At 37.1% G+C, this 26666-nt stretch carries 22 protein-coding genes and 1 other RNA gene; 14 read left to right on the forward strand and 9 right to left on the reverse strand.

What is annotated here, in order from left to right:
• Positions 1-40: 40 nt before the first annotated feature.
• The 6 genes from GWI59_RS12360 to zapA all read right to left on the reverse strand — a co-directional run bounded on the left by GWI59_RS12360 (position 41) and on the right by zapA (position 7100).
• Complete coding sequence (locus GWI59_RS12360; protein WP_161724785.1) at positions 41-2152, reverse strand: type I secretion system permease/ATPase; 2112 nt, start codon at positions 2150-2152, stop codon at positions 41-43.
• Between the two features lie 13 nt (positions 2153-2165).
• Entirely contained in the window at positions 2166-3527 is a 1362-nt protein-coding gene (locus GWI59_RS12365; protein WP_202608844.1) for an HlyD family type I secretion periplasmic adaptor subunit, read from the reverse strand.
• Positions 3528-3532: 5 nt separating this feature from the next.
• Positions 3533-5605, reverse strand: a complete 2073-nt coding sequence (locus GWI59_RS12370; protein ID WP_161724788.1) for a peptidase domain-containing ABC transporter — start codon at positions 5603-5605, stop codon at positions 3533-3535.
• 103 nt (positions 5606-5708) lie between these two features.
• Positions 5709-6308 (reverse strand): 5-formyltetrahydrofolate cyclo-ligase, encoded by a 600-nt coding sequence (locus GWI59_RS12375; RefSeq protein ID WP_072063354.1) that lies wholly within the window; start codon positions 6306-6308, stop codon positions 5709-5711.
• A gap of 169 nt (positions 6309-6477) precedes the next feature.
• A non-coding RNA gene (gene ssrS, locus GWI59_RS12380) (6S RNA) lies at positions 6478-6661 on the reverse strand.
• A 109-nt stretch (positions 6662-6770) separates the two neighbouring features.
• Entirely contained in the window at positions 6771-7100 is a 330-nt protein-coding gene (gene zapA, locus GWI59_RS12385; RefSeq protein ID WP_023581530.1) for a cell division protein ZapA, read from the reverse strand.
• A 176-nt stretch (positions 7101-7276) separates the two neighbouring features.
• Here zapA and GWI59_RS12390 point away from each other — a divergent pair, with 176 nt between their 5' ends.
• The 7 genes from GWI59_RS12390 (at position 7277) to gcvP (ending at position 16615) form a co-directional block, all read left to right on the forward strand.
• Positions 7277-7855, forward strand: coding sequence for a YecA/YgfB family protein (locus GWI59_RS12390; RefSeq protein ID WP_109847779.1), 579 nt, complete (start codon positions 7277-7279; stop codon positions 7853-7855).
• A 51-nt stretch (positions 7856-7906) separates the two neighbouring features.
• Entirely contained in the window at positions 7907-9217 is a 1311-nt protein-coding gene (gene pepP, locus GWI59_RS12395) for a Xaa-Pro aminopeptidase (RefSeq protein ID WP_115065518.1), read from the forward strand.
• 13 nt (positions 9218-9230) lie between these two features.
• The gene (gene ubiH, locus GWI59_RS12400) at positions 9231-10403 is read left to right on the forward strand and encodes a 2-octaprenyl-6-methoxyphenyl hydroxylase (protein WP_109847777.1); all 1173 of its coding nucleotides are present in this window, start codon (positions 9231-9233) and stop codon (positions 10401-10403) included.
• Positions 10404-10432: 29 nt separating this feature from the next.
• Positions 10433-11668: an FAD-dependent 2-octaprenylphenol hydroxylase gene (gene ubiI, locus GWI59_RS12405; protein ID WP_115065517.1), complete on the forward strand. Its 1236-nt coding sequence runs from the start codon at positions 10433-10435 to the stop codon at positions 11666-11668.
• 414 nt (positions 11669-12082) lie between these two features.
• Positions 12083-13177 (forward strand): glycine cleavage system aminomethyltransferase GcvT, encoded by a 1095-nt coding sequence (gene gcvT, locus GWI59_RS12410; protein ID WP_072063348.1) that lies wholly within the window; start codon positions 12083-12085, stop codon positions 13175-13177.
• A gap of 34 nt (positions 13178-13211) precedes the next feature.
• Positions 13212-13604 (forward strand): glycine cleavage system protein GcvH, encoded by a 393-nt coding sequence (gene gcvH / locus GWI59_RS12415; RefSeq protein ID WP_006533681.1) that lies wholly within the window; start codon positions 13212-13214, stop codon positions 13602-13604.
• 134 nt (positions 13605-13738) lie between these two features.
• Positions 13739-16615, forward strand: a complete 2877-nt coding sequence (gene gcvP / locus GWI59_RS12420) for an aminomethyl-transferring glycine dehydrogenase (RefSeq protein ID WP_109847775.1) — start codon at positions 13739-13741, stop codon at positions 16613-16615.
• Between the two features lie 68 nt (positions 16616-16683).
• Here gcvP and GWI59_RS12425 read toward each other — a convergent pair whose 3' ends face one another.
• Positions 16684-17286 carry an HD domain-containing protein gene (locus tag GWI59_RS12425; protein ID WP_109399790.1) on the reverse strand — a complete coding sequence of 201 codons (603 nt, stop codon included), beginning with the start codon at positions 17284-17286 and terminating at the stop codon, positions 16684-16686.
• 31 nt (positions 17287-17317) lie between these two features.
• The gene (gene ygfZ / locus GWI59_RS12430; RefSeq protein ID WP_161669506.1) at positions 17318-18304 is read right to left on the reverse strand and encodes a tRNA-modifying protein YgfZ; all 987 of its coding nucleotides are present in this window, start codon (positions 18302-18304) and stop codon (positions 17318-17320) included.
• Positions 18305-18568: 264 nt separating this feature from the next.
• Here ygfZ and sdhE point away from each other — a divergent pair, with 264 nt between their 5' ends.
• Both sdhE and GWI59_RS12440 read left to right on the forward strand, forming a co-directional pair.
• On the forward strand, positions 18569-18844 hold the full coding sequence (gene sdhE, locus GWI59_RS12435; RefSeq protein ID WP_072063493.1) for an FAD assembly factor SdhE: 276 nt from the start codon (positions 18569-18571) through the stop codon (positions 18842-18844).
• 475 nt (positions 18845-19319) lie between these two features.
• Complete coding sequence (locus GWI59_RS12440) at positions 19320-19727, forward strand: protein YgfX (RefSeq protein ID WP_109847773.1); 408 nt, start codon at positions 19320-19322, stop codon at positions 19725-19727.
• Between the two features lie 16 nt (positions 19728-19743).
• Here GWI59_RS12440 and fldB read toward each other — a convergent pair whose 3' ends face one another.
• On the reverse strand, positions 19744-20262 hold the full coding sequence (gene fldB / locus GWI59_RS12445; RefSeq protein WP_072063492.1) for a flavodoxin FldB: 519 nt from the start codon (positions 20260-20262) through the stop codon (positions 19744-19746).
• Positions 20263-20370: 108 nt separating this feature from the next.
• Between fldB and xerD the strand changes: the two genes are divergently transcribed.
• The 5 genes from xerD (at position 20371) to lysS (ending at position 26586) form a co-directional block, all read left to right on the forward strand.
• Complete coding sequence (xerD, locus tag GWI59_RS12450; protein WP_006533672.1) at positions 20371-21309, forward strand: site-specific tyrosine recombinase XerD; 939 nt, start codon at positions 20371-20373, stop codon at positions 21307-21309.
• A 33-nt stretch (positions 21310-21342) separates the two neighbouring features.
• Positions 21343-22050, forward strand: a complete 708-nt coding sequence (gene dsbC, locus GWI59_RS12455; protein ID WP_109847772.1) for a bifunctional protein-disulfide isomerase/oxidoreductase DsbC — start codon at positions 21343-21345, stop codon at positions 22048-22050.
• 9 nt (positions 22051-22059) lie between these two features.
• Positions 22060-23793 (forward strand): single-stranded-DNA-specific exonuclease RecJ, encoded by a 1734-nt coding sequence (recJ, locus tag GWI59_RS12460; protein WP_109847771.1) that lies wholly within the window; start codon positions 22060-22062, stop codon positions 23791-23793.
• Positions 23794-23964: 171 nt separating this feature from the next.
• Positions 23965-25063, forward strand: a protein-coding gene (prfB, locus tag GWI59_RS12465; protein WP_109399795.1) for a peptide chain release factor 2 whose coding sequence is annotated in 2 segments (ribosomal slippage) — positions 23965-24039 and positions 24041-25063 — 1098 coding nt in all. Because the reading frame shifts where the segments join, the coding sequence is not laid out codon by codon here.
• An 8-nt stretch (positions 25064-25071) separates the two neighbouring features.
• The gene (gene lysS, locus GWI59_RS12470; protein WP_109399796.1) at positions 25072-26586 is read left to right on the forward strand and encodes a lysine--tRNA ligase; all 1515 of its coding nucleotides are present in this window, start codon (positions 25072-25074) and stop codon (positions 26584-26586) included.
• Positions 26587-26666 lie beyond the last annotated feature (80 nt).

Below are 26666 nucleotides of genomic sequence, written 5' to 3' on the forward strand. Positions count from 1 at the left end.
ATTTGAGCCTTTATTTTTATGATTCATCACTTACTATGGTTTATTGCTGTGTCTGTTGTTGCCACAATTGCTGATAAAGTGTTTTATTATTTAATAAATCTGTATGTGTACCTTCTTCTAATATACGACCTTTATCAATGACATAAATATAATCTGAAATAGAAATGGAATTAAGTCGATGAGCGATACAAATTACCGTTCTATTTTTACAAATAGCAGGAAAGGTTGCTAAGATTTCAGCTTCTGAGCCATAATCTAATGCGGATGTTGCCTCATCTAAAATAAGAATGCGCGGATTAGGTAAAAGTGCCCTTGCTAGAGCAATGCGCTGACGCTGCCCCCCTGATAAATTACTTCCTCTTTCTCCTACTTGCGTATTAAACCCATTAGGGAGTTGAGTAATAAAATTAAAAGCCCCTGCTAATTTGGTCGCTTCAATAATATCTTCTTCGTTACAATCAGGTTTTGATAAACGAATATTTTCCATAATAGTGCCACTAAATAAAAAATTATCTTGTAAAACGACACTAATCGATTGGCGTAAAGCAAGGGGATCGGCAATCGCAAGATCCATGCCATCTATATAAATTTGCCCTTGTTGTGGGGTATAAAAACGTTGAATTAAACGTGTGATGGTACTTTTCCCTGAACCTGATGGTCCTGTAATACCAATAAACTTTCCTGCAGGAATAGCGAAAGAAAGTTGTTCAATCACATCTGGAGTATTGTCTGTATACCGAAAGCGTACATGAGAAAATTCTATATTTCCTTTAATATGCGGTACAGTGGCAAGCCCTTGATGTTGATACTCTGTGGGAGTATTGAGGATCTCGCCAATACGACGTATTGAGATGCTAGTTTGTTGAACATCTTGCCAGAGTTGAGCTAAACGTAAAATAGGTTGTGTAATATGAGCGGCAAACATATTAAAAGCCACTAATTCTCCCACACTTAACTGTGCCTTCATAATTAAGTTCACACCATGCCACAAGATAATTGCCATAGTAATTTTATGAACAGCGCCAATTAATTGCTGAGCAAGTAACGCTTTTTTGGCAGCAGAAAAACGCTTAAGAATATGGTTGGTGAGCTTATATTGCCATTTTTCAATAAATTGGTTTTCTGTTGCTGTTATTTTAATGGTTTCTATACCATTGATGGCTTCAGTTAATAAGCTCGTATTATCGGCATTCGCTTGGTACTCTTGTTCAACCCAATAACGGATCATTGGGCCAAGTATCAGCCAGAGTAAAAAATAAAGTACTAATGCTGCTATGGTTATCCAAGTTAATAAAACTGAGTAAGCAAACATTACAGAAATAAACACGATAATAAAAATAAAATCCAGCACCATCATCAGTGCTGAGCCAGTAATAAATTGGCGAATATGGGCAAGCTCTTGAATACGAGAGATAATTTGTCCAGATTGACGTTGATTAAAAAACTGATTTGGTAATCGAATGAGATGATTATAAATTTTACCAGAAAATTCCGCACTTAGGGTGCAAGAAACAAAAGCATAAAGTTTATCCCGTACTAAAAGATATATAGGCTCTATAACTGCAATAAGTACAAGCACCCAACCTAAAACTTGTAAATTAGATAAGCTTCTTCCTGTTAATACCTTATCAATGACTTTTTCAAAAATGATTGGATTTACTAAAGAAAATAATTGAATAAAACAAGATAAAATAAAAATTAAATATAATGATTTTTTTTGTTTTAATAAAGAAGGAATACACCACATTAAACTAAACTTGCTTAGTTTATTTGTAAGAATCTTATTAATAATTAGAAGCGTTGGAAAAGTGATGTTTTTATTAATATGATGAATTTTTTCTGTGTTAGTACTTGGATCAATAATAATTAATTTATCATTTGTTCTTTTCTTTAGAATATACCAATATCCATTTATTTCAATAAGTGTATCAATGATACTTTCATCTTTATTATTAAGGTGAGAGAATTGGCATTTTAAATTTAGCTGTTGAGCAGCTTCAATAATATTTAACTCAGAAAGATGATTAATATCACCTAAAAAATGAATAAGCTGCTCTTTTTTTAATGAGTTTTTATTTTCTTTTGAAAAATAAATTAGCCCATCAATAATTGAAGGATGAAGAGGAAGATGATTTTTAGCTATATTATTCATAGATATCTCTCTATTATTTTTCCCTTAATGCTTCATGACGATAAACTTCTATTGGGCTGAGTAAATAATCAATCACTCGACGTTTTTCAATAATTACATCAGCGACTAAAGACATCCCTGTGGCAAGCTGATATTGCTCTTCATCTTCACCAATAGCTTGTTTATCTAGTTCAATAAGGACTGGATAAACTAAGCCTAATTGTTCATGCTGTACGGAATCTTTTGCTATATTGATAATAGTTCCTTCAATGGTGCCATAACGGGTATAAGGAAAGGCATCAATTTTAATTACCGCTTTTTGTCCAGGATAGATAAAACCAATATCTTTATTGAGAATATTTACCTCTGCAATATTATGTTGATTATCTGGTACTATTACCATTACTGCTTGTGAAGGTTGTAATACAGCTCCTAGAGTATGAACAGAGAGCTCTTGGACAGTACCTGTAACAGGAGAACGTACAATTTTTAATTGCTGACGTTTCTGAGCATGATAAAGATTTTGCTGATAAAGAAAAACTTCACTTTCATATTGTTTAAATTTGTCATACCACTCTAGATATTTTTGTTTTTCTAATCTGTCGCGTTCTTTAATATGTTTTTTTTCTTGACTGGATAAAATAATTAACTCTGATGATTTCCTCTTAAGAGAACGATTAATTTCTAGTAGTTCATGTTGATTTTCTAAAAATTCCATAGTACTAATGATTTTCTTATCATAAAGTGTCTTTTTTATATTAAAGCGATTTTCAATATTCTTCTTTAATTTATTTAATGATTCAATTTCCTGATGAGTCAGGAGTTTATTTTTATTGTTAGTTTCTATTTCAGCATTAATATTATTGATACTGGCATCAAATTCATCTTTTTCTTTTTTATAACTTAATAGAATTGATTCTTTGTTTTTCTCATTTAATGAATTAAATTGAGGGAATGTATCAGGTAAAGTAATTTGACTTAATGCTTGATAACGAATTTTTAATAATAATAGATTCTCTATTTTATTTTTTAGATTATTGATCTCTTCATCAACACCTAAAATATCAAGTGTTAATAAAGCTTCTCCTTTGGAAACCTGTTGGCCATTTTTTACATGGATTGCTGTTAAGCGACTATGTTCATAAATTTGAATTTGTTGAGAGTAACCTGAAACAACTAATTTTCCCATTGCTGATGAGAGTACATCCAATTTGCCTATATATGCCCAGAGTATAAATATAATAACGCTTAATGAAATTATTATCGCAATAATACGGCTATAAGGTGTTGGTGGTTTTTCAAGCACTGCAATATGATTAGGATAAAAATCATAGTTTTTAGGCTCTTTTTTAGCTTTAAAATAATGATTAATGAGTTGTTTGATTTTTGATTTCATTATTTTTATCCTTGTTGATGTAGCCAAAGTTTTTTATAAGAACTATCTTTTTTAATCAATTCATTATGTTTTCCTTCTTCAATTATCTGACCATTTTCTAATACAATAATGCGGTCACAGTTTTTTATTGTTGAAAGGCGATGAGCTATCATAATGACGGTTTTATTTTGTGTTATAAGAGGAAGATTTTTTTCAATTATGGCTTGAGACTCGCCATCTAATGCACTAGTGGCTTCATCAAAAATTAAAATCTTAGGTGATGATAGTAAGGCTCTGGCAATTGCTATACGTTGGCGTTGTCCCCCAGATAAAGATCTGCCATTTTCAGCAATTAAGGTATCGTATCCCAAAGGAAGCTTTAAAATAAATTCATGAGCACCTGCTAATTTAGCAACATGAATAACTTCATCTAATGAGGCTGATGGTTGGGTTAATCGGATATTATCAAAAACGGTTAAATGAAATAAAAAATTCTCTTGTAATACAAATCCTATTTGTTGACGTAATACTGTGGGAGGAATTTCGCAAACAGGAATTCCATCAAGCTTAACTAGTCCTAATTGTGGTATATAAAGTCCTGCGATCATGCGTGCTAATGTGCTTTTTCCTGATCCAGAAGTTCCAACTATGCCAATAGTTTCATGCTTTTTAATCACAAGAGAAATTTGCTTTAAAATGGCGGGAGCATCATGTTGATAGTAAAAACTTACATTCTCAAAACTCACTTCACCTTGTAATATAATTTTCTTATGTGCTTTTTCTTGCTCTATTGGAAGATTAAGAATGTCTTGTAAATTATAAACAGCCGTTTTTGTTCTTATATACTTTCCCCAAACTTCTATTGCGGAACTTAAAGGTTGCAAACAATGAGTTAACAACATATTAAATGCTATTAGCTGACCTATGGTCATTGAGAGTGAAATCACTTCAGAAGCACCAAGACATAAAAGAGTGGCTATCGTTATTTTTTGTAAAAATGAAACAATGTATTGCGATAGGTTATCAATTTTTTGCAATTTTAAATTTTCATTAGTTAGTTGATGAATTTGCGTATTCCACTGTTGTGTAAAACGCGGTTCTAATGAAAGACTTTTTATTGTTTCTATGCCTCCTAGTGTTTCTGTTAAAAAAGCACTATTTGTTGCCGAGCATTGATAAAGTTGTTGTACTGTGTTTTCTATTTTTGGTGCAATTAATTTAGCTAATATAAAATAGAGTGGAATGGTGGTAAGAAATATTAATGTTAACTTTAATGACAAATATGCCATAACAAACAGAAAAATAAAAATAAATGAGAAGTCAACTAATAACATTAATAAGGTCTTTGTAATAAATTCTCGAATAATATCAAGTTCTTTTACACGGGTGACAATAATACCTGTTTGGCGAGATTTAAAGTAACTAATAGGTAACTTGAATAAATGATGAGTCAATTTTAAACTCAGTAACATATCAATTTTATTAGCAGTATGATGATAAATATATTCTCTTATTCCCTGAAGTACAGAGCTTGAAATAGCTACAAAAATAAGACCTATTACTAATACATCAAGTGTGGACAAAGCTCGATGTATAATAACTTTGTCCATAATTATTTGTATGACTAGAGGAGATGCAAGTGCTAGCAGCTGAAGAATCAACGAGTAAAATAAAACACTTTGAAAGAATGAACGATATTTCATAAAAGTAGGAATAAACCAAGAAATATCAAAAAAATGCTTTGTTAAAAAATCTAGATAATAATAGTGATGTGCACTGTTTTTTATTAATGTTTCTTTGTTCCATGTTTCCATTTGGTCAGTTTGTAGGTTATAAATCAGAAACTCATGATCATTATATTTTAAAATAATAAATATGTTTTCTAAATTGTCTAAAAATATAATTGGATGATTTAATTGTTTTTTAAAAACATGATGAATGCTTTTTTTTCTTAGTTTAAAAGCGTAGGTTTTTTCTAATGATGAAATAGTGTTATTACATTCATTATTAGTTAAATTTTCATTGTTTAATTGTTTTCCCGATAGATTCAGAATTATATTGATACTTTTTATAATCTTTGTGTTTTCTCTATTTTTCATCTTAGATATAGTTTGGTTAAAAATAGAGATTTAAACTAATAATGTAAGATAATGATATAAAAAAACAAAGATGGTGGAAAATAAAAATTAATATATATATAAGTTAGTTATTGAAGCTCCATTTTTTATTAGGTGTAATAATTTCAGGTAATGGAACATCCCAATTAGCAACAGGAAGATAATCAACTTGTTGGAAAGTATGAGCAAGCCCCATTGGGTAAAATGATTTTTGTTGCCAGTTTTCTAGTGTTCTATCGTAAAAACCACCGCCCATACCTAATCGTTGGCCTTGGGTATCAAAAGCCACTAATGGTGTAAAAATAATATCAATATTAGAGATAGGAATAACCATATTCACATTTAAAGGGGGTTCAGAAATATTAAAGCGATTTTTGACTAATACAGTAGAAGGTGTGTAGCGTAAAAAAAGGAGGTGATGACGATGAAATGGGTGTAATACAGGTAAGCAAATCTGTTTATTTAATGCCCATAGTTGAGAGATCAAAGGTGATGTATCAATTTCACCATCAAAAGAAAGAAATAGTGCAATCGTCTGCGCTGGCTTGATTTTAGGATGAGTAAGAACTTGCTCACATAATTTATCAGCAGCCTGTTGTTGTTCGTCTAATGTCAGTAAACGTCGTTTTTGGCGAATAGTTTTGCGGATTTCATCTCTTTGTTGAAAAAGTGAAGTATGCGTCATTCATTAATCCATCAATAAGTGCTTAGTGTTAAGTGGGAATCATCATTTTTATCAATTTATCACACTTTAGAGGTAAGAAAGCGAAGAGGTTGAAGATATGAGAATAGAAGCATAAAAAAAGTTCTAAACACTAAGTAGTTATAAAATACTTAATGTTTAGAACTTTAGTAGGGTCTCCAAGATGCCGCCGCAAGCTGTAACCCTTGAACCCATGGTCCAAGGTGAACATAGTGTTGCTACCATTAGGCTGCCTGAACGAATCGGGTATGCTCACAAGCAACAGATCACCACGTTCTATGTGTTTCGAATATCGGCTCAGGGGACTGGCCCGCTGGCAAACATCTCAGAGAAATTTGGTGGGTGCGTTAAGCACCTTATCTATGAACTATTGTATTATTTTAATTGTAGAAAGCAACCTATTATCTGTGAATTTCATGGTATACGCATGCTTTCTGAACAAATCTACTTCGCAGTTGAAAAAGTGCGATCATGGTGCTTGCCTTGATCGTGTAAAGCTTGTTCAATGGATTGTTGTAGCATTTTTATCTTTTCTTCCATGTTGTAGGCATAGTCTCTGGTTTTTAACTTTTCTTCTGCCAACTCATGACTCATATTTAATGCCACGATAAAAATTAAGTGCTCTGTGTTGGAAACACCACTGCGTTCTTTGAGATCTTGTAATCGTTGTTCCAGTTCAGCAGCAGAAGCCAGTAAAGCATCTCTTTGTTCTGGTGGGCAATTGACACGTAATGAGCGCCCAAAAATTTGAAGATCAACGGGTTGTGCGGACATGATTCCTTCCTGACATAAAATCTGTGCTACGTGTTTAGTAGTGTATACGGTTATAACACTGTATTAAACGCTATTACTGCAAAAATTCCAATGATTAACATGGCTTAACTGGTACAGCGACTTCTATTGATGGTAGCATATCTTGAACTATTCCCCTAAATGCGACGTTTATTCTTATGTCAAAACAGAACACATTACCAAATTATCAAACTATTGATGCATTATTACAGCAACATACAGTACCTTTAACTGCGGCTGAAATGCATGGTTTGATTACAGGATTTATTTGCGGTGCAGTGCGCGATAGCAGTTGGAAAACCTTATTGCACGATCTGACTAATGAAGGTTTAGCCTTTCCTAAAACGCTATCAGAGCCGCTTGAAGAGCTTTATCACATCACCTATGAACAGCTTGATGACAGTGTGTTTAACTTCTTTATGTTAGTGCCTGACGAGTCGGAATCGGTTTTTTCAAGAGCTGATGCGCTTGCGGGTTGGGTTAATCATTTTCTTTTAGGATTGGGAGTTGCTCAACCTAAGTTGTCTGATCATAAAGAATTGACTGAAGTGATTACTGATTTGCGTAATATAGGTGCGCTAGGTTACGAAGAAGACGAAAACCAAGAAGAACTTGAAGATGCACTTGAAGAAGTCAGTGAATATGTAAAAGTATCCGTTCAACTTTGTTATATCACTTTTGTCGCACCAAAAGACAAAGACAATAACGAACAAAATGAGCAACGTGTACTACATTAATTTCATCATTAATTAGATAACCATAAAGATAAATGAAAGACAGGAGTGGGTATGAATAAGCAAGAATTTTTATCCCGTCGTCAGGCATTATTAGCTCAAATGAAGCCTGCGAGTGCAGCTATCTTTTTCGCTGCACCACCAGCGCAACGTAATGCCGATAGTGAGTATCCTTATCGTCAACATAGTGATTTCCTTTATCTAACGGGTTTTAGTGAGCCTGAAGCTATTCTTGTGCTGATTAAAAGTGATGAAACACATAATCATAGTGTGCTTTTTAATCGTGTTAGAGATTTAACCGCTGAAATTTGGTTTGGTCGTCGCCTTGGGCAAGAAGCTGCACCTGAAAAATTGGGCGTTGATAAGGCGCTACCTTATGAAGATGTTAATGAACAACTTTACCAATTATTAAACGGGTTAGATGTTGTTTATCATGCTCAAGGTGAATATGCGTTTGCTGATGAGATAGTCTTTAATGCATTAGAAACCTTAAGAAAAGGTTCTCGTCGTAATTTAAAAGCACCACAAATTATTATTGATTGGCGTCCAATTGTTCATGAGCAACGCCTATTTAAATCTGATTTTGAACTTGAATTACTGCGTAAAGCCGGAAAAATTACTGCATTAGCACATACGCGTGCGATGCAAAAATGTCAGCCTGGTATGTATGAATATCAACTTCAAGGTGAGATTGAACATGAGTTTGTCTCTCATGGTGCGCGTTTTCCTTCCTATAACAGTATTGTCGGCAGCGGTGAAAATGGTTGTATTTTGCACTACACCGAAAACGAAACCAAAATGCGTGATGGGGATTTAGTACTCATTGACGCAGGCTGTGAATATGAAGGTTATGCTGGTGATATCACCCGTACTTTCCCTGTCAATGGTAAATTTAGCCGTCAACAACGTGAAATTTATGACATTGTCTTAAAATCCATCAATGTGTCTTTGGAATTGTATAAACCTGGTACAAGCATCAAAGAAGTCACTGAGCATGTCGTGTATATCATGGTCGAAGGATTGGTTAAACTAGGCATTATGCACGGTGAAATCGAGCATCTTATTGAAACAAAAGCTTATCAGCGTTTCTTTATGCATAGCTTAAGCCATTGGTTAGGTCTTGATGTTCATGATGTTGGACATTATGGCACAGACCGTGACCGTATTTTAGAACCAGGCATGGTGCTGACTATCGAACCGGGGTTATATATCGCGCCAGATGCCGATGTGCCACAAGAGTATCGTGGGATTGGTATTCGTATTGAAGATGACATTGTTATCACTGAAACAGGTAATGAGAACTTAACGGCATCTGTCGTTAAAGATCCTGATGAAATTGAAGCTCTGATGGCAGGAAAAATTTAAGGCTAAAATCAGCATGAATGTGATTATTGTGGGTGGTGGAATGGCCGGTGCGACATTAGCACTTGCACTCTCTGCATTAAATAAAGGTAAGATTTCAATTTCGTTAATTGAAGCAAAAGAGCCTGAGAATGGGCATCCGGGGTTTGATGCAAGAGCGATCGCATTGGCTCATGGAACAGCGAAACGGTTAGAGCAAATCGGGCTTTGGTCAACATTAAAACCTTTTGTCACTCCCATTAATCATGTTCATGTTTCTGATAAAGGTCATTGTGGTTTTGTTAATATTGATGCACAAGACTATGATATTTCAGCTCTGGGTTATGTGATTGAGTTGCATGATGCAGGGCGGCTACTCTTTGCCAAGCTAAAAAAGCAATCTAATATCACGCTTTATTGCCCTGCTAAAGTTGAACAAGTTCAGCGTAATATCGACTGCGTTGAGGTAACGCTTGATAATGGTACGCAAGTAACAGGTGATTTACTGATTGCAGCAGATGGTACAAATTCGCCTATAGGCCACCAATGCCATATTCAATGGCAACGTGAGCCTTATCATCAAGTCGCTGTAATTGCTAATGTCAAAACAGAAATAGACCCAGAGGGAAAAGCCTTCGAGCGTTTTACTGAATTTGGCCCATTAGCCATGTTACCGATGAGTGAAGGGCGCAGCTCATTAGTGTGGTGTCATCCGATTGAAAAATGGGATGAAATTTCACAGTGGGATGATGAAACAACCGTTGCACATTTACAGCGTGACTTTGGCTGGCGTTTAGGAAAAATAGAACATATTGGTAAACGCAATTGCTACCCTTTAGCACTACAAAAAGCCAATCAAATTATTGGTCATCGTTTAGCGTTAGTTGGCAATGCTTCGCAAACACTTCATCCTATTGCAGGGCAAGGTTTTAACCTCGGTTTACGTGATGTTATGGCACTCGCCAATACGATCACTCAAGCGATTAATGCCAATGCTGATATTGGTAGTTATCGAGTGCTCTCTCAATATCAACGGCTTCGCCAACAAGATAGAGAAAAAACAATCTCTATTACTGATGGGTTGGTGAAAGTGTTTGCAAATCGTTGTGTGCCACTGATTGTTTCTCGCAACTTAGGGTTAATGACGATGGAGTTGCTCCCAATGATGAGAGATAAATTGGCGCATCAAACACTTGGCTGGACAGACTAAATATAATCGCTTTTTAGGATACTTTTATTATGAAATCATTTGATGTTGTTATTGCTGGTGGTGGAATGGTGGGGCTTGCATTAGCCTGCGGATTACACGGGTGTGGATTACGGATAGCGATAATAGAAAATCACCCAGTAACAAAACATTTTCACCCGCAAGATGATTTTTCATTACGGGTATCTGCTATTAATACAGCCAGTGAAATGTTGCTAAAAAAATTAGGTGTTTGGGAAAGTTTACAAGCATTACGAACTGCACCTTATCAAGGTATGGAAGTTTGGGATCAAGATAGTTTTGGTCGTATTGAATTTTCGGCACAAAAAGAAGGGTTCAGCCATTTAGGCTCTATTATCGAAAATAATCTTATTCGAGAAGTGCTTTGGCAAAAATGTGAAGGCCACAGTGATATAACCTTCTATTCATCGACACAAATTGAACGTGTTGTTTGGGGGGAAAATGATGCATTTATTACCCTTAATGATGGTGAAATGTTGACGGCAAGATTAGTTGTCGGAGCCGATGGTGCTAATTCATGGTTACGCAAACATGCAGATATTCCTCTGACTTTTTGGGATTATGAACACCATGCATTAGTCGCGACTATTCGTACTGAACACCCCCACGATAATGTTGCACGTCAAGTCTTTCATGGCGAAGGTATTTTGGCATTCTTGCCTCTTTCTGATCCTTATACTTGTTCTATCGTTTGGTCTTTACCAAACAACCTCGCTGAAAGTTATAAAAACGCAGAAAAAAAACTGTTTGAGCGCACATTAGGTGTGACTTTTGATATGCGTTTAGGCCAATGTGAATTAATCAGTGATCGTATGACCATACCATTAACAGGTCGTTATGCACGCCAATTTGCAGCGCCTCGTTTAGCATTATTAGGCGATGCGGCACATACTATCCATCCTTTAGCTGGACAAGGCGTTAACCTTGGCTTTATGGATGTTGCTGAGTTAATCGGTGAGATCCGTCGCTTAAAAGCAGAAGGTAAAGATTTTGGTGAATATCTCTACTTGAGACGATTTGAGCGTCGTCGCAAACATGCTGCTGCTATTATGTTGGCAAGTATGCAGGGATTTCGTGAACTTTTTGCTGGCAACAATCCAGTTAAAAAGCTGGTTAGAGATATCGGTCTTTCGTTAGCAGATAGTTTACCGGGCGTAAAACCAAAGTTACTTGAACAAGCAATGGGACTTTCTGATTTACCTGAATGGTTAAGTGATAAAAATTTCACTTCAGTTGAAAAAATCTAATTCCTCTCTTATTTCACATTACTTTTATTTATATCTGACTGAAGAGATAGAACTAAAAAAATCTATTTTTTCAGTCTATTCTTTGCACTAATTCCTTTTTTATAGGAATTCCTCGCTAAAAATGAGCGCTGATACGCATAATTGCAATCATTAGTTCTGCATACTCATATCTCTCTATTATGATTGAGAAACACAATACCCTATTTTAACTTATGGTTTATTTTTTCTGACAATGCTAAGTTCAAGAAGATGGTATCGTTTGCGTTGTACGTTAATTGCTCGTATTTGTTAAATCTCTGTTTAAAAATAAACTTAAACTCGTGATTAATACGCTGATTTCTAATCAAGTTTAATTTTATATTTAACAAATTGCGTTCTCTGAATAATCTAAAGTAAAAGTAGAAAGAGGGAAGAATGGCAAAACAGACTCCGTTGTATGATGAGCACGTAGCCTGCGGTGCTCGTATGGTCGATTTTCATGGTTGGATGATGCCACTGCATTATGGCTCTCAAATAGATGAACATCACAATGTACGCCGTGATGCAGGTATGTTTGATGTTTCTCATATGACCATTGTTGACTTACATGGCTCGCAAGTTAAAGATTTCCTACGTTATTTATTAGCGAATGATGTCGCTAAACTCACCGAAAAAGGTAAGGCGCTTTATACCGGTATGCTTAATGCATCAGGTGGTGTAATTGATGATCTTATCGTCTATTACTTTGATGATTCTTTCTATCGCCTTGTGGTGAACTCCGCTACTCGTGAAAAGGATCTGGCATGGATTGAGCATCATGCTTCAGATTATGTCGTTGATATCACTGTTCGTGACGATTTGGCATTAATCGCGGTTCAAGGCCCTCATGCACAAGAAAAGGTTCAACGTTTATTAACTGAACAGCAACGCCAAGTTGTTTCAGCTATGAAGCCTTTTTATGGCGTAGAGCTTGATGACTTGTTTATCGCAACAACAGGTTATACCGGTGAAGCTGGTTATGAAATTGCAATGCCAAAAGAGCAAGCCGTCGATTTTTGGAAAAAATTATTAGCGGTGGGTGTTAAACCTGCCGGATTAGGCGCAAGAGATACATTACGTTTAGAAGCGGGAATGAACTTATATAGCCAAGAGATGGATGAAACTATTAATCCACTTGAAGCGAATATGGGCTGGACGATTGCATGGGCACCTGAAGATCGTCAATTTATTGGTCGTGAAGCATTAGAAAAATTACGCGCAACAGGCACAGATAAACTTGTCGGCCTTGTCATGCGAGAGAAAGGTGTGTTGCGTGCAGGTACTGCCGTACACTTTACTGATGATTTGGGGGAATTAAGAGAAGGTGTGATTACAAGTGGTACTTTCTCGCCCACATTAGGCTTTAGTATTGCATTAGCAAGAGTTCCCGCAGGTATAAAAGATAGCGCAATTGTATTAATGCGTAATCGTGAGATGCCAGTAGAAGTGGTAAAACCTGGCTTTGTTCGTTCAGGTAAAGCATTGGTATAACACGCACAATTATTTTAAATGGAGAGTAAGGTCAATGAGTCAAATACCTAGTGAATTAAAATACGCGCAGTCTCATGAGTGGATCCGTTCAGAAGGTAATGGTGAATACACTATCGGTATTACTGAACATGCACAGGAATTATTAGGTGACATGGTGTTTGTTGATCTACCTGAAGTGGGTAGAGAAGTGGCAGCAGGTGATGATTGTGCAGTCGCGGAATCAGTAAAAGCTGCATCAGATATCTATTCACCATTATCGGGTGAAATTATCGCAGTAAATGAAGAGTTAGATGGTTCTCCAGAGCTGGTAAACAGCGCGCCTTACGGAGAAGGTTGGCTATTTCGCATTAAAGCAAATAATGAAAGTGAATTAGATGACCTACTTGATGCTGCTGGTTATCAAGAATTGGTAGATAGCGAAGAGTAAACCGAAGCGCCCCGTCAAATTAATGTCGGGGCGTTTTCATTTGTTAGCTTGTTATCGTAATGCTGTCTTAACGCGCTTTAAGCCGTGTGCTATTTACCTATCCATATCATAGTGAATTCAGGAAATTACTTGCAATGACACAGACTTTAAATCAGTTAGAGTATCGCGATGAATTTATTCGTCGCCATATTGGTTCATCACCAGAACAGATTAAAGAGATGCTCAGTGCTGTTGGCGTCTCCTCATTAAATGAATTAACTCAAAAAATTGTTCCAGATAATATTCAATTAGAAACACCACCGAATGTGGGTGCTGGGGCAACAGAGCAAGAAGCCTTAGCTGAATTGAAAGCGATCGCTAGCCAAAATAAACGCTTTACTTCTTATATTGGAATGGGGTACGCGCCTTCTGTATTACCGCCTGTGATTTTGCGTAATTTATTAGAAAATCCGGGTTGGTATACCGCTTATACACCGTATCAGCCAGAAGTATCTCAAGGTCGTTTAGAATCATTACTGAATTTCCAACAGGTGACAATCGATTATACAGGAATGGATCTCGCCTCTGCATCATTGCTAGATGAAGCAACGGCTGCAGCTGAAGCAATGGCGATGGCAAAACGTGTAAGCAAACTAAAAAATGCAGATCGTTTCTTTGTCGCTGATGATATTCATCCTCAAACCTTAGATGTTGTCAGAACTCGTGCAGATACCTTTGGCTTTGATGTTGTTGTTGATAAAGCTGAGAAAGTATTGGAACTTGAAGGTGTTTTTGGTGTGCTATTACAACAAGTCGGCACAACGGGTGAAGTTCATGATTACAGTAAGTTATTGGCTGAACTGAAAGAACGCAAAATCATTACTAGTGTTGCTGCCGATTTAATGGCGCTGGTGGTATTAACAGCACCGGGTCATCAAGGCGCTGATATCGTATTAGGTTCAGCACAACGGTTTGGTGTACCGATGGGATATGGTGGCCCTCATGCAGCATTCTTTGCTTGTCGTGATGAATATAAACGAGCAATGCCAGGGCGTATTATTGGGGTATCTCGTGATGCTGCGGGTAATCGGGCATTACGCATGGCAATGCAAACGCGTGAACAGCATATTCGTCGTGAAAAAGCCAACTCCAATATCTGTACATCTCAAGTTTTGCTTGCCAACATTGCTGCTATGTATGCGGTTTATCATGGGCCAGAAGGATTAAAAACTATCGCTCAACGTATTCATCGTTTAACGGATATTTTGGCGGCGGGTTTACAGCAAAATGGCATGGCCTTACGCCATCAAACTTGGTTTGATACCTTAACAGTTGAAACTGCAGATAAAGCCGCTGTATTACAACGTGCAAAAGACGCTGAAATTAACTTGCGCACTGATATTGTGGGTGCCGTTGGTGTCACATTAAGCGAGATTACAACTCGTGAAGATGTATTAAAGCTAGTTGAAATTATCAGTGGTAAAGCATTGGTGGGTGATATTGATACACTTGATAAACAAGTCGCTTCATCTTCAGCATCTATTCCCGCATCTATGCAACGTAAAGACACTGTGCTGACACATGAAAACTTTCATCAGTATCACAGTGAAACAGAAATGATGCGCTATATGCATCGTTTGGAAAATAAAGACTTAGCATTGAATCAAGCGATGATCCCATTAGGATCATGTACGATGAAACTTAATGCTGCAGCTGAAATGATCCCTATTACATGGCCTGAATTTACAGAGCTACATCCATTCTGCCCAGCTTATCAAGCGAAAGGTTATCAGGTCATGATTGGGCAATTGGCTAATTGGCTTGCTGCATTAACCGGTTATGATGCAATGTGTATGCAACCAAACTCGGGTGCTCAAGGTGAATATGCAGGTTTATTAGCTATTCGTCGTTATCACCAAAGTCGTGGTGAAGGAACGCGACATATCTGTTTGATCCCAAGTTCAGCTCATGGTACTAACCCTGCTTCTGCTCATATGGCAGGAATGACGGTAGTGGTGGTGGGATGTGATGATAACGGCAATATTGATATTGCAGACTTAAAAGCTAAAGCAGAAAAACATCAAGCTGAACTCTCTTGTGTAATGGTGACATACCCATCAACGCATGGTGTTTATGAAGAAGGTATTCGTGAAGTTTGTGAAATCATTCATCAATATGGCGGACAAGTTTATCTTGATGGTGCCAATATGAATGCGCAAGTGGGGATCACAACACCGGGCTTTATTGGCTCTGATGTTTCTCACTTAAACTTACATAAAACTTTCTGTATTCCTCATGGCGGTGGTGGCCCAGGTATGGGACCTATTGGTGTGAAATCACACTTAGCACCATTTGTACCGGGACATTCTGTTGTTGAAATGGAGAATGTCACCACACAAGGCGCGGTTTCTGCAGCCCAATTTGGTAGCGCTTCAATACTCCCCATTAGTTGGATGTATATTCGTATGATGGGGTCTCAAGGGCTTAAACAAGCAAGCCAAGTGGCAATCTTAAATGCGAATTATATCGCGCAACGCCTGAAAAATGACTATGACATTCTTTATGCTGGCGCTGATGGTTATGTCGCACATGAATGTATTATCGATATTCGTCCATTAAAAGCGAATTACGGTATCAGTGAAATGGATGTGGCTAAGCGTTTAATTGACTATGGATTTCACGCTCCAACCATGTCATTCCCTGTTGCGGGTACATTGATGATTGAGCCGACAGAATCAGAAAGCAAAGTGGAAATTGATCGCTTTATTGAAGCTCTGCTTTCTATTCGGGCTGAAATTGCACAGGTAGATAAAGGTGTATGGCCAATTGATGACAATCCATTAGTTAATGCACCTCATACACAATATGAATTAGTGCAAGAGTGGTCACACGGTTATAGCCGAGAGTGTGCTGTATTCCCAAGTGAAGCAACGAAACAAAACAAATATTGGCCTGCGGTTAAACGTCTGGATGATGTGTATGGCGACCGCCATTTACATTGTTCATGTGCGCCAATTAGTGATTATGAATAAGCTTTAATCTAACAATATTCCTAAATTAAATACCGATGGTTAAGTTAGCCATCGGTATTTTTTTGTTGTTACTTCAACCAGCCTTTTTTCTGCGCCTCTAATAATTGAGGGTAGAGATATTGCCAAAATTCTGGCCACTGTTTTTCAATAAACAGATTGCGCGCTAATACTTGTTCTAAGCGGATATTATTTTCTACCCAACTTTGACCTTCATTATGTAAATTCATCAGCATTGGCATGGTGCGATCAAGAATATTAGCAAACTGAGACTCGGGTGTTTCAGCAGCATCATATTCCAACCATAAATTGAGGAAATATTCACTTTGTGGGGAGGGTAATAAAGCAAAAATGCGTCTTGCCGCTTTTTGCTCGTGTTCTTTGATAGCTTCACGTGCCGCAACGTCATACACCATAACGTCGCCAGCGTCGATTTCAACGATATCGTGGACTAAAGCTAATTGAATAGCACGCCCCATATCAATATCGCCCGCATAAGGTTGGAAACTCATTGCAGCAACCGCAAAATGCCAGCTATGTTCTGCTGTATTTTCAGAACGGCTATTGTCTAATACATTATTTTTACGATAAACACGTTTAAGTTTATCTAACTCCATAATAAAGTTAATCGTATCAGAGAAGGGGCCAAATGCGCCTTTAGGTAATTGTGTCATAAAAATCCGTATTGGTTATGATAAATAAGAATTACTCTTCTTCTAAAGAATAAGGCAGTGGTTTAATGGATAAACGACTGGTGCTATCGCCTTGAACTCGAAATACACTATCGAACTCCATATCGTTATTCATAACAACTTCAGCCAAAATAGTATTATCAGCCATACGTACAGCGCTTAATACAGTGCCCGTTTTACGCCATTTATCTTCACCCAATTGCCACTCAATGCTACCTCCGATCTCAGGTAACTCAGTACCACCACCTGATAACAGATACATTGCACGTTTATTGGCACCTCTAAATTTCGCACGAGAGACCATCTCTTGCCCTGTATAACATCCTTTTTTAAAGCAGATGCTCAGTGGCAATGCTTGTAGGTTTGTTGCTTGAGGTAAGAATTGCTCAATATTTGGAGTATCAATAATAGGATATCCAGCCTCAATATCTAAAGCTAACCATTGCTCACTATTACTGGTTTCTGCTTTTAATGTTGCTACAAGATTTTTTGCTGTTTCTTCATCAGTTACGATTAAAAAGCGTTCGGTAGGTAAAGGCAGTTGAAGAATATAAGTATTATCATGATTAACGACTTCGTTTGCTTTACGAGGGATATTTGGAAAGTAATCAGCTAATGCAAGAGCTGCACCTTGTCCAGCTAATCCTAATAAAACGCTATCTGTATTTTCAGCTAGGGTTACTTTTGAGAATACGGCATATTTTTTTAATTCGGCAAGTTGTTTTTGTGCGACATTTTTACGCAGAATATAAGCAAAACCTTCTTGCTGGTGGAATAAGCGAAGTGTGCTCCACATTTTACCTTTTGCTTCACAGTGTGCAGCCAATGTATGTGTCGTTGTTGGAAGTGCTGCAATATCCGTTGTTAATTGACCTTGTAGATACTTTTCACTGTCAGCACCTGTTGCTGTTATCAGTGACCATTCATCTAAAGAAACCAGTGTTAATGGCAAATTGATTGCTGCATGAGGGCGTTTAGCCTGAATAGAATTTTGAGTCATGATGTCACCAGCTATTAAATTAATCAGATACATCAGTTATGGTAAAAGAGTGACAAGACAATGCAAGTCATTATTATTTTTAACGCACAGAAAATGAACTTGATAAATAACAAATGAATGTGTGTTCAATAGGTTGTCTATGAGACTAAACATGCAAACTGTGATCATTTTGATGTTAAAAATTTTGCGATAAGACTATCATCAATACTAGGAAGAAATAGTGGTATTTCTTGATTTGAACAATGTAAAGAGCAGAGTATGACTATCGATATAGAGAATAAAGCACGAATTAACTGGGCATGTCGTCGTGGAATGCGTGAACTAGATATTTCTATCATGCCTTTTTTCGAGAATGAGTACGATACGCTATCTGATAACGATAAAGCACTTTTTGTTCGTTTACTAGAGTGTGCAGATCCTGATTTATTTAACTGGTTAATGAATCATGGACGCCCTGATGATGATGAGCTCTATTATATGGTGAAATTAATTCAAGATCGCAATAAAGCTAGAATGGCAGAAATCGTTGATAAATATTAATAAAAAAAACGTATAAAATCAGCGATAGGCTAAATAATAATTTTTTGTTGATTATAAATGACGCTTTTATTATCTCATAAAGGCGTTTTTTTATTTTCATATAAAAAATAATATTATTCATGTTCTAAAATGTGATGAAATAAAAAACAGGTTTGCGATAAAAATGCGTGTTATCTCTATAATTTATCGTTTAAATGATTTTTTTTCACGATTATCTTCTGGATATTTAGTCGATCGGGTATGCTTATTTTATTAAAACAGCAATTAAAAAAGAATAAAAATTAAGTACTTATTATTAAATTATGTTTTTTAAACACAGATTAAATAGAAAAATTAACAATTAATAATCAAGCTAAAATATAAGATAAACTATTTGCAAGGTTAAGAAGGAAGTTACATTATAAATAGGTTGGTTTTTTATTATCTTTAACTTATTTCTATCTATATAGAATTATAGCAGGAGTGAATATAACTCGTGATTTTATGGAAATCGCACCTCACAGTATCATGGTTCACTCAACTCTTCTCAACGGTTGCTTATGTTGCCTTTGTGATAGCTTTACTGTTGTATCCATGGCCACCTGATTTTATTTATGTTTGGGTGCCATTGTTACTTCTCCTGATAAGCAGTTGGTATTTCACACAAAAGAATATTAGCCGTATCAAAGGAGATTTTATTTTACTAAATGGCAATCGAATTCAATGGAAACTACATGAATGGCAAATAACGAAACGTCCTTGGATAAGCCGTTTTGGCACTCGAATAACATTGACTTCTATTCTAAATAAAAAGCAAATCACGTTATGGGTTGCATTTGATAGTATGACTGAAAATGAGTGGCGTAACTTCTCTCAGTTATTAATGCAATATCCAGATATTTAATATCTGGATATTAAATTTATAAGTTTTCTTCTATTTCACGTAGAATTTGCATACACCATTGTGATAAACGTTCATCAGTCTCTTCAAACTGGTTGACGTCATCTAATGCAAGACCAACAAAATGTTTGCCATCATCTGATAAAGGTTTGGGGCTGATAAATTCATATCCATCGACAGGCCAGAAACCAATAAATTTAACACCACTTGGTAATAAATGATGATAGAGCATACCCAGCGCATCAAGAAACCATTCGCTGTAATCGACTTGGTCACCCATTCCATACATGGCAATAAGTTTATTTTTTAAATTTAATGTTGGCAATGTTTCCCAAATATTGAGCCAATCTTCTTGGATCTCGCCAAAATCCCAAGTGGGAATACCTAAAATAAGGATGTCATATTGCTCCATAAGCGTGATATCACACTCTTGAACATTATGAAGATCAACGAACTCTTCACCGAGAATATCACGAATTTTTTCTGCTGCCATTTCGGTGTAACAGGTACTGGAACCGTAAAATAGACCAATTTTCATAAAGATTTCTAGGATATTTTTGCCAATAAAGGTCACTATTGTACCAGAAAAATTTTTTTATAAGGCATAATGTAAAGGCGATAAGCTAAAGAGAGGGAGAGTCAGACTGTGTCACAAACCAAATTATCGATAAAAAAGACAACTCAGATCAATGAAGATACAGATATTATCATTGAACAATTTCTCGACAATATTTGGTTAGAGCAAGGCTTATCCGCAAATACGCTTAGCTCTTATCGCTTAGACTTGCAAGCATTAGGGCAATGGCTTGCACATCATCAATTAGATTGGTTGTCAGTCTCTACTTTGGATTTGCAATCTTTTCTCGCGACGCGTTTAGATGAAGGTTATAAAGCCAGCAGTGCAGCCCGATTACTCAGTACAATGCGTCGGTTATTCCAATATTTATATCGTGAAAAATTACGTTTAGACGATCCTAGCGCATTACTTTCAACCCCTAAGCTTCCTAAGCGTTTACCAAAAGATTTAAGCGAGCAACAAGTTGATGATTTACTCAATGCCCCTTGTATTGATGAACCATTAGAATTACGTGATAAAGCAATGCTTGAAGTGCTTTATGCCTGTGGGCTTCGTGTGTCTGAATTAGTGGGGTTATCTCTTTCTGATATCAGCTTACGGCAAGGTGTATTAAGAGTGATCGGTAAGGGCGATAAGGAACGACTTGTCCCTTTAGGGGAAGAGGCTATTTACTGGTTAGAACAATATCTGCAATATGGAAGACCCACTTTAATGCAAGGAAAAACAGACGATATTGTTTTTCCTAGCCTAAGAGGGCAGAAAATGACACGACAAACTTTCTGGCATCGGATAAAACATTATGCTGTGATTGCTGGAATTGATACTGAAAAGTTATCACCCCATGTGTTGCGCCATGCATTTGCAACACATCTTTTAAATCATGGAGCAGACTTGCGTGTTGTACAGATGTTATTGGGGCACAGTGACCTCTCTACAACACAGATTTATACCCATGTTGCAACAGAGCGCTTGAAAGTGCTTCATCAGCAACATCATCCAAGGGGATAGCCATCAACACGCTGGCATTAAATAGGAATTTAAATGAAAAAGAAATTACGCTGGTTGCCAATACTATTAAGCATGGTGTCAATGCCTGTGCTTGCTGACAATGCTTCTATTGAAGCGCAATTGGCTAAAATGCAAATTAAAGCAGAAAGCATTCAACCAACCCCGATTGTTGGATTAAATGCGGTGTTATCAGATAAAGGTATTTTTTACATTACTGACGATGGTAAATATCTAACAGCAGGCCCTATTTATAATATCAGCAGCGGTGAGCCTGTTAGTATTGCCAATCAAGTTATTATGAAAAAAGTAGATTCACTTAAAAATGAAATGATCGTTTATAAAGCGCGTAATGAACGCCATGTGATCACCATTTTTACTGATATTAGTTGTCCTTACTGTCAAAAACTTCACCAAGAAGTCCCTGAGCTGAATAAACAGGGGATAACGGTCCGTTATTTAGCATTTCCTCGTAATGGTGTTGGCAATAATATTGTGAGTAAAGAAATGAATGCGGTGTGGTGTAGCGGTTTCCCTAATAAATCGTTAGACAGTGCATTTAAAGGTGACAAAATTATTCCCATTGATGAATGTAAAAAAATCAATATTAATGAACATTTTAAATTAGGCACCATGATAGGAATTCAAGGCACACCTGCTATTGTGTTACCTAATGCGAGTATTTATGGTGGATATATTTCTGCTCAAAACCTTATTGAATTATTAGATAAAAAAGAGAAGTAATCACGTTTTATGGTCACTATTGAACCGACACTACGTCGTCGAATTGCACAGGCAACTCAATTGCCGGATAACTTAGATCCTTTATTACGACAGATTTATGCTAATCGTGGAATAACATCCGAAGTTCAACTAGAACGATCGTTAAAAGGCTTACTTCATTACCAAGCATTAACAGGAATTAAAACGGCAATTTCATTACTCATAGAGGCTTTAAAACAGCAATCTCGTATCGTGATTGTTGGTGATTTTGATGCTGATGGTGCAACCAGTACAGCATTGGCTATCAAAGCATTACGCCAAATGGGATTTAAGCAAGTAAGCTATCATATTCCTAATCGCTTTGATGATGGTTATGGCTTAAGCCCTCAAGTTGTTCATGATGTTGCAAAAAAAGGGGTTGATCTCATTATTACTGTTGATAATGGTATTTCCTCTTTTGAAGGGGTGGAAACTGCCCATGAATACGGTATTCGAGTTCTAGTAACAGATCACCATTTGCCGGGACAAACATTACCTGCTGCTGATGCGATTATTAACCCTAATCTTTCTGATTGTCCTTTTTTATCTAAAGCATTAGCGGGCGTTGGTGTTACGTTCTATTTAATGACGGCATTAAGAGCTGAATTAGAAAAACAAGGTTGGTTTGAGCAACAAAACTTGCCTCGCCCCAATATGGCGGATTTTCTCGATTTAGTAGCGCTAGGTACTGTGGCAGATGTTGTTCCTCTAGATGAAAATAATCGTATTTTTGTTTATGAAGGATTACGCCGAATTAGAGCGGGTCGTTGTTGCGTAGGGATAAAGGCACTTACGGAAGTTTCTCGTAAAGAGCTCTCTCAATTGGTTAGTAGTGACTTAGGTTTTTCTTTAGGGCCTCGCTTAAACGCAGCTGGGCGTCTTGATGATATGTCTGTGGGTGTCGCTTTACTTTTAACCGATAATATTGGCTCTGCGCGTGAAATTGCTAATGAACTTGATGGCTTAAATCAAACTCGTCGTGAAATTGAAGCGGGTATGCAAGAAGAAGCCTCCACTATTTTCCGTCAATTTATGGGCACTCAACATGACTTGCCGAATGGTTTAGCAATTTATCATCCTGAATGGCATCAAGGTGTTGTGGGGATTTTAGCGTCTCGCATTAAAGAAAAATTACATCGCCCTGTTATTGCTTTTGCCCCTAGCGGGGATGGTCTATTAAAAGGCTCAGGTCGTTCAATCAGTGGGGTACATCTCAGGGATGCGTTAGAGCGATTAAATACATTAAACCCAGGTCTGATGCTCAAATTTGGTGGGCATGCAATGGCGGCAGGACTTTCACTTGAAGAAGATAAATTCCCGCTATTTCAGCGTCATTTTTCCTCTTTAATGTCTGAATTGGTTTCTGACGAGCAGTTGCAAGGTGTTATTTTATCTGATGGTGAACTAACGGAAAATCAATTATCGCTACCTATCGCTGAAATGCTAAGAGAAGCAGGCCCATGGGGGCAAGCTTTTCCTGAGCCATTATTTGATGGCAAATTTACGTTATTGCAACAGCGTATTGTAGGCAGTAAGCATTTAAAAATGATGCTTCAGCCAGTAAATAGTCATCTTATGATTGATGCTATAGCATTTAATGTTGATATCAATATTTGGCCTGATAACAGTATTAAAACCGTTGAGTTAGCTTATCGATTAGATGTGAATGAATTTAGAGGGCAAAGAAATGCGCAACTGCTTGTTGAGCACATTTGGCCTTGTTAATACGAATAATTTAAGCAATTTATTGTGATATAAAGTAAAACGTTGTTATGACAACAACTATTGAGTAGACAATTGTATATAAATGCTATAAACCCGTGGATATATCCGTTACAATATGCGGTTCAAAATTTATTCCAATTGTTTTTGAAAACAACATAAAGACGAAAAAGCATGTTTGAAATCAACCCAGTAAAACACCAAATTGAAGAAGTCTCTGAAAGAACACATGTTCTCAGGGGGTATCTTTGACTATGATGCCAAGAAAGAGCGTTTAGAAGAAGTTAACGCTGAATTAGAACAACCTGATGTGTGGAATGAGCCAGAAAGGGCGCAAGCATTGGGAAAAGAGCGTTCATCTCTTGAGGCTATCGTAGAAACTATCGACCAATTAGACCAAGGATTAGAAGACGTTTCTGGTTTACTTGAATTAGCGGTTGAAGCTGATGATGAAGAGACATTTAACGAAGCCATTGCTGAATTAGATGTGTTAAATAAAAAGCTTGAGCAATTAGAATTCCGTCGCATGTTCTCTGGTGAATATGACAGTGCGGATTGCTACCTTGATTTACAAGCTGGCTCTGGTGGTACAGAAGCACAAGATTGGGCAAGTATGCTGATGCGTATGTACTTACGTTGGGCTGAATCAAGAGGCTTTAAAACTGAAATTATTGAAGAATCTGACGGTGATGTTGCAGGATTAAAATCAGCGACTATCAAAATTATTGGTGAGTACGCTTATGGTTGGTTACGTACAGAAACAGGCGTTCATCGCCTAGTTCGTAAAAGCCCATTTGACTCCGGCGGCCGTCGCCATACCTCATTTAGCTCTGCCTTTATTTACCCTGAAGTTGATGACAATATTGATATTGAAATCAACCCAGCTGATTTACGTATTGACGTTTATCGTGCTTCAGGTGCGGGTGGACAGCACGTCAACAAAACAGAATCTGCGGTTCGTATTACCCACGTTCCTACAGGTCTTGTCACTCAATGCCAAAACGATCGCTCTCAGCATAAGAACAAAGATCAGGCAATGAAGCAGATGAAAGCGAAGTTATACGAGCTGGAAATGCAGAAGAAAAATGCAGACAAGCAAGTAATGGAAGATAACAAGTCCGATATTGGCTGGGGTAGTCAAATTCGTTCTTATGTTCTTGATGATTCACGTATTAAAGATTTACGTACTGGTGTGGAAACGCGTAATACACAAGCAGTATTAGACGGTGATCTTGATAAATTTATTGAAGCTAGCTTAAAAGCGGGCCTGTGAGGAAAAACATGTCGCAACAGCAACAAGGTGCGGAGCAGGCACCTGATTTAAATAACGAACTGCAAACACGTCGCGAAAAATTATCCGCTTTACGTGATAATGGTAACGCATTCCCAAATGATTTCCGCAGAGATTCTCTGTCTAACGAATTACATCAAAAGTATGATGCAATGAGTGCAGAAGAGTTAGAAGCAGCGAATGTGGAAGTTGCTATTGCAGGTCGTATGATGACTCGCCGCATTATGGGCAAGGCATCTTTCGCTACATTGCAAGACATGGGGGGGCGCATCCAGCTTTATGTTTCTCGTGATGATTTGCCAGAAGGTATCTACAACGAGCAATTTAAAAAATGGGATCTTGGCGATATCTTAGGTGCTCGTGGGCGAGTTTTCAAAACGAAAACTGGTGAATTAAGTGTTCACTGTACAGAAGTACGTTTATTAACTAAAGCATTGCGCCCATTACCGGATAAATTCCACGGTTTAGCTGACCAAGAAATGCGTTATCGTCAGCGTTATTTAGATCTAATTTCTAACGAGGAATCACGTAAAACTTTCCAAATTCGTTCACAAGTTATGGCGGGTATTCGTCAATTTATGGTGAACAAAGGCTTTATGGAAGTTGAAACGCCGATGATGCAAACCATTCCTGGTGGAGCAAGTGCGCGTCCGTTTATTACTCACCATAATGCGTTAGATATTGATATGTATCTGCGTATTGCACCTGAACTATATTTAAAGCGTTTAGTTGTGGGTGGCTTTGATCGCGTATTCGAAATCAACCGTAATTTCCGTAATGAAGGTGTATCACCACGCCATAACCCAGAGTTCACTATGATGGAACTCTATATGGCGTATGCAGATTACCGTGACTTAATTGAATTAACGGAAGAATTATTCCGTACATTAACTGAAAATGTATTGGGTTCTTCGTTAGTGAAATACGGCGACCAAGAGTTTGATTTTGGCAAACCATTTGCCAAATTAACCATGAAAGAAGCTATCTGCAAATATCGTCCAGAAACGGTAATGGCTGATCTTGATGATATGGATAAGGCAGTTGCTATTGCTCAATCTATTGGTATTAAGATTGAGAAAAGCTGGGGCTTAGGCCGTGTTCAGTGTGAAATTTTTGAAGAAGTTGCAGAAAGTCACTTAATTCAGCCAACTTTTATCATTGAATATCCGGCAGAAGTTTCACCATTAGCTCGTCGTAACGACGATAATCCATTTATCACTGACCGCTTCGAATTCTTTATTGGTGGTCGTGAAATTGGTAATGGTTTCTCAGAACTTAATGATGCACAAGACCAAGCTGAACGTTTTGAAGATCAAGTTCGTCAAAAAGAAGCGGGTGATGCAGAAGCGATGTTCTTTGACCATGACTATATTACGGCATTAGAACATGGATTACCGCCAACAGCAGGTTTAGGTATTGGTATTGACCGTATGGTAATGTTATTTACTGATAGTCATACTATCCGTGATGTCATTTTATTCCCAGCAATGCGTCCTAATAAATAATTGTTATTCTAATTAAAGAATCGCAATTAATTGAAAGCCACCGATAGGTAGCTTTTTTATGTTTATTATTAATAGATTAT

Origin of the sequence: Proteus sp. G2673, assembly GCF_009915125.1 — a bacterium.
In the GTDB taxonomy this organism is placed as follows: domain Bacteria; phylum Pseudomonadota; class Gammaproteobacteria; order Enterobacterales; family Enterobacteriaceae; genus Proteus; species Proteus penneri.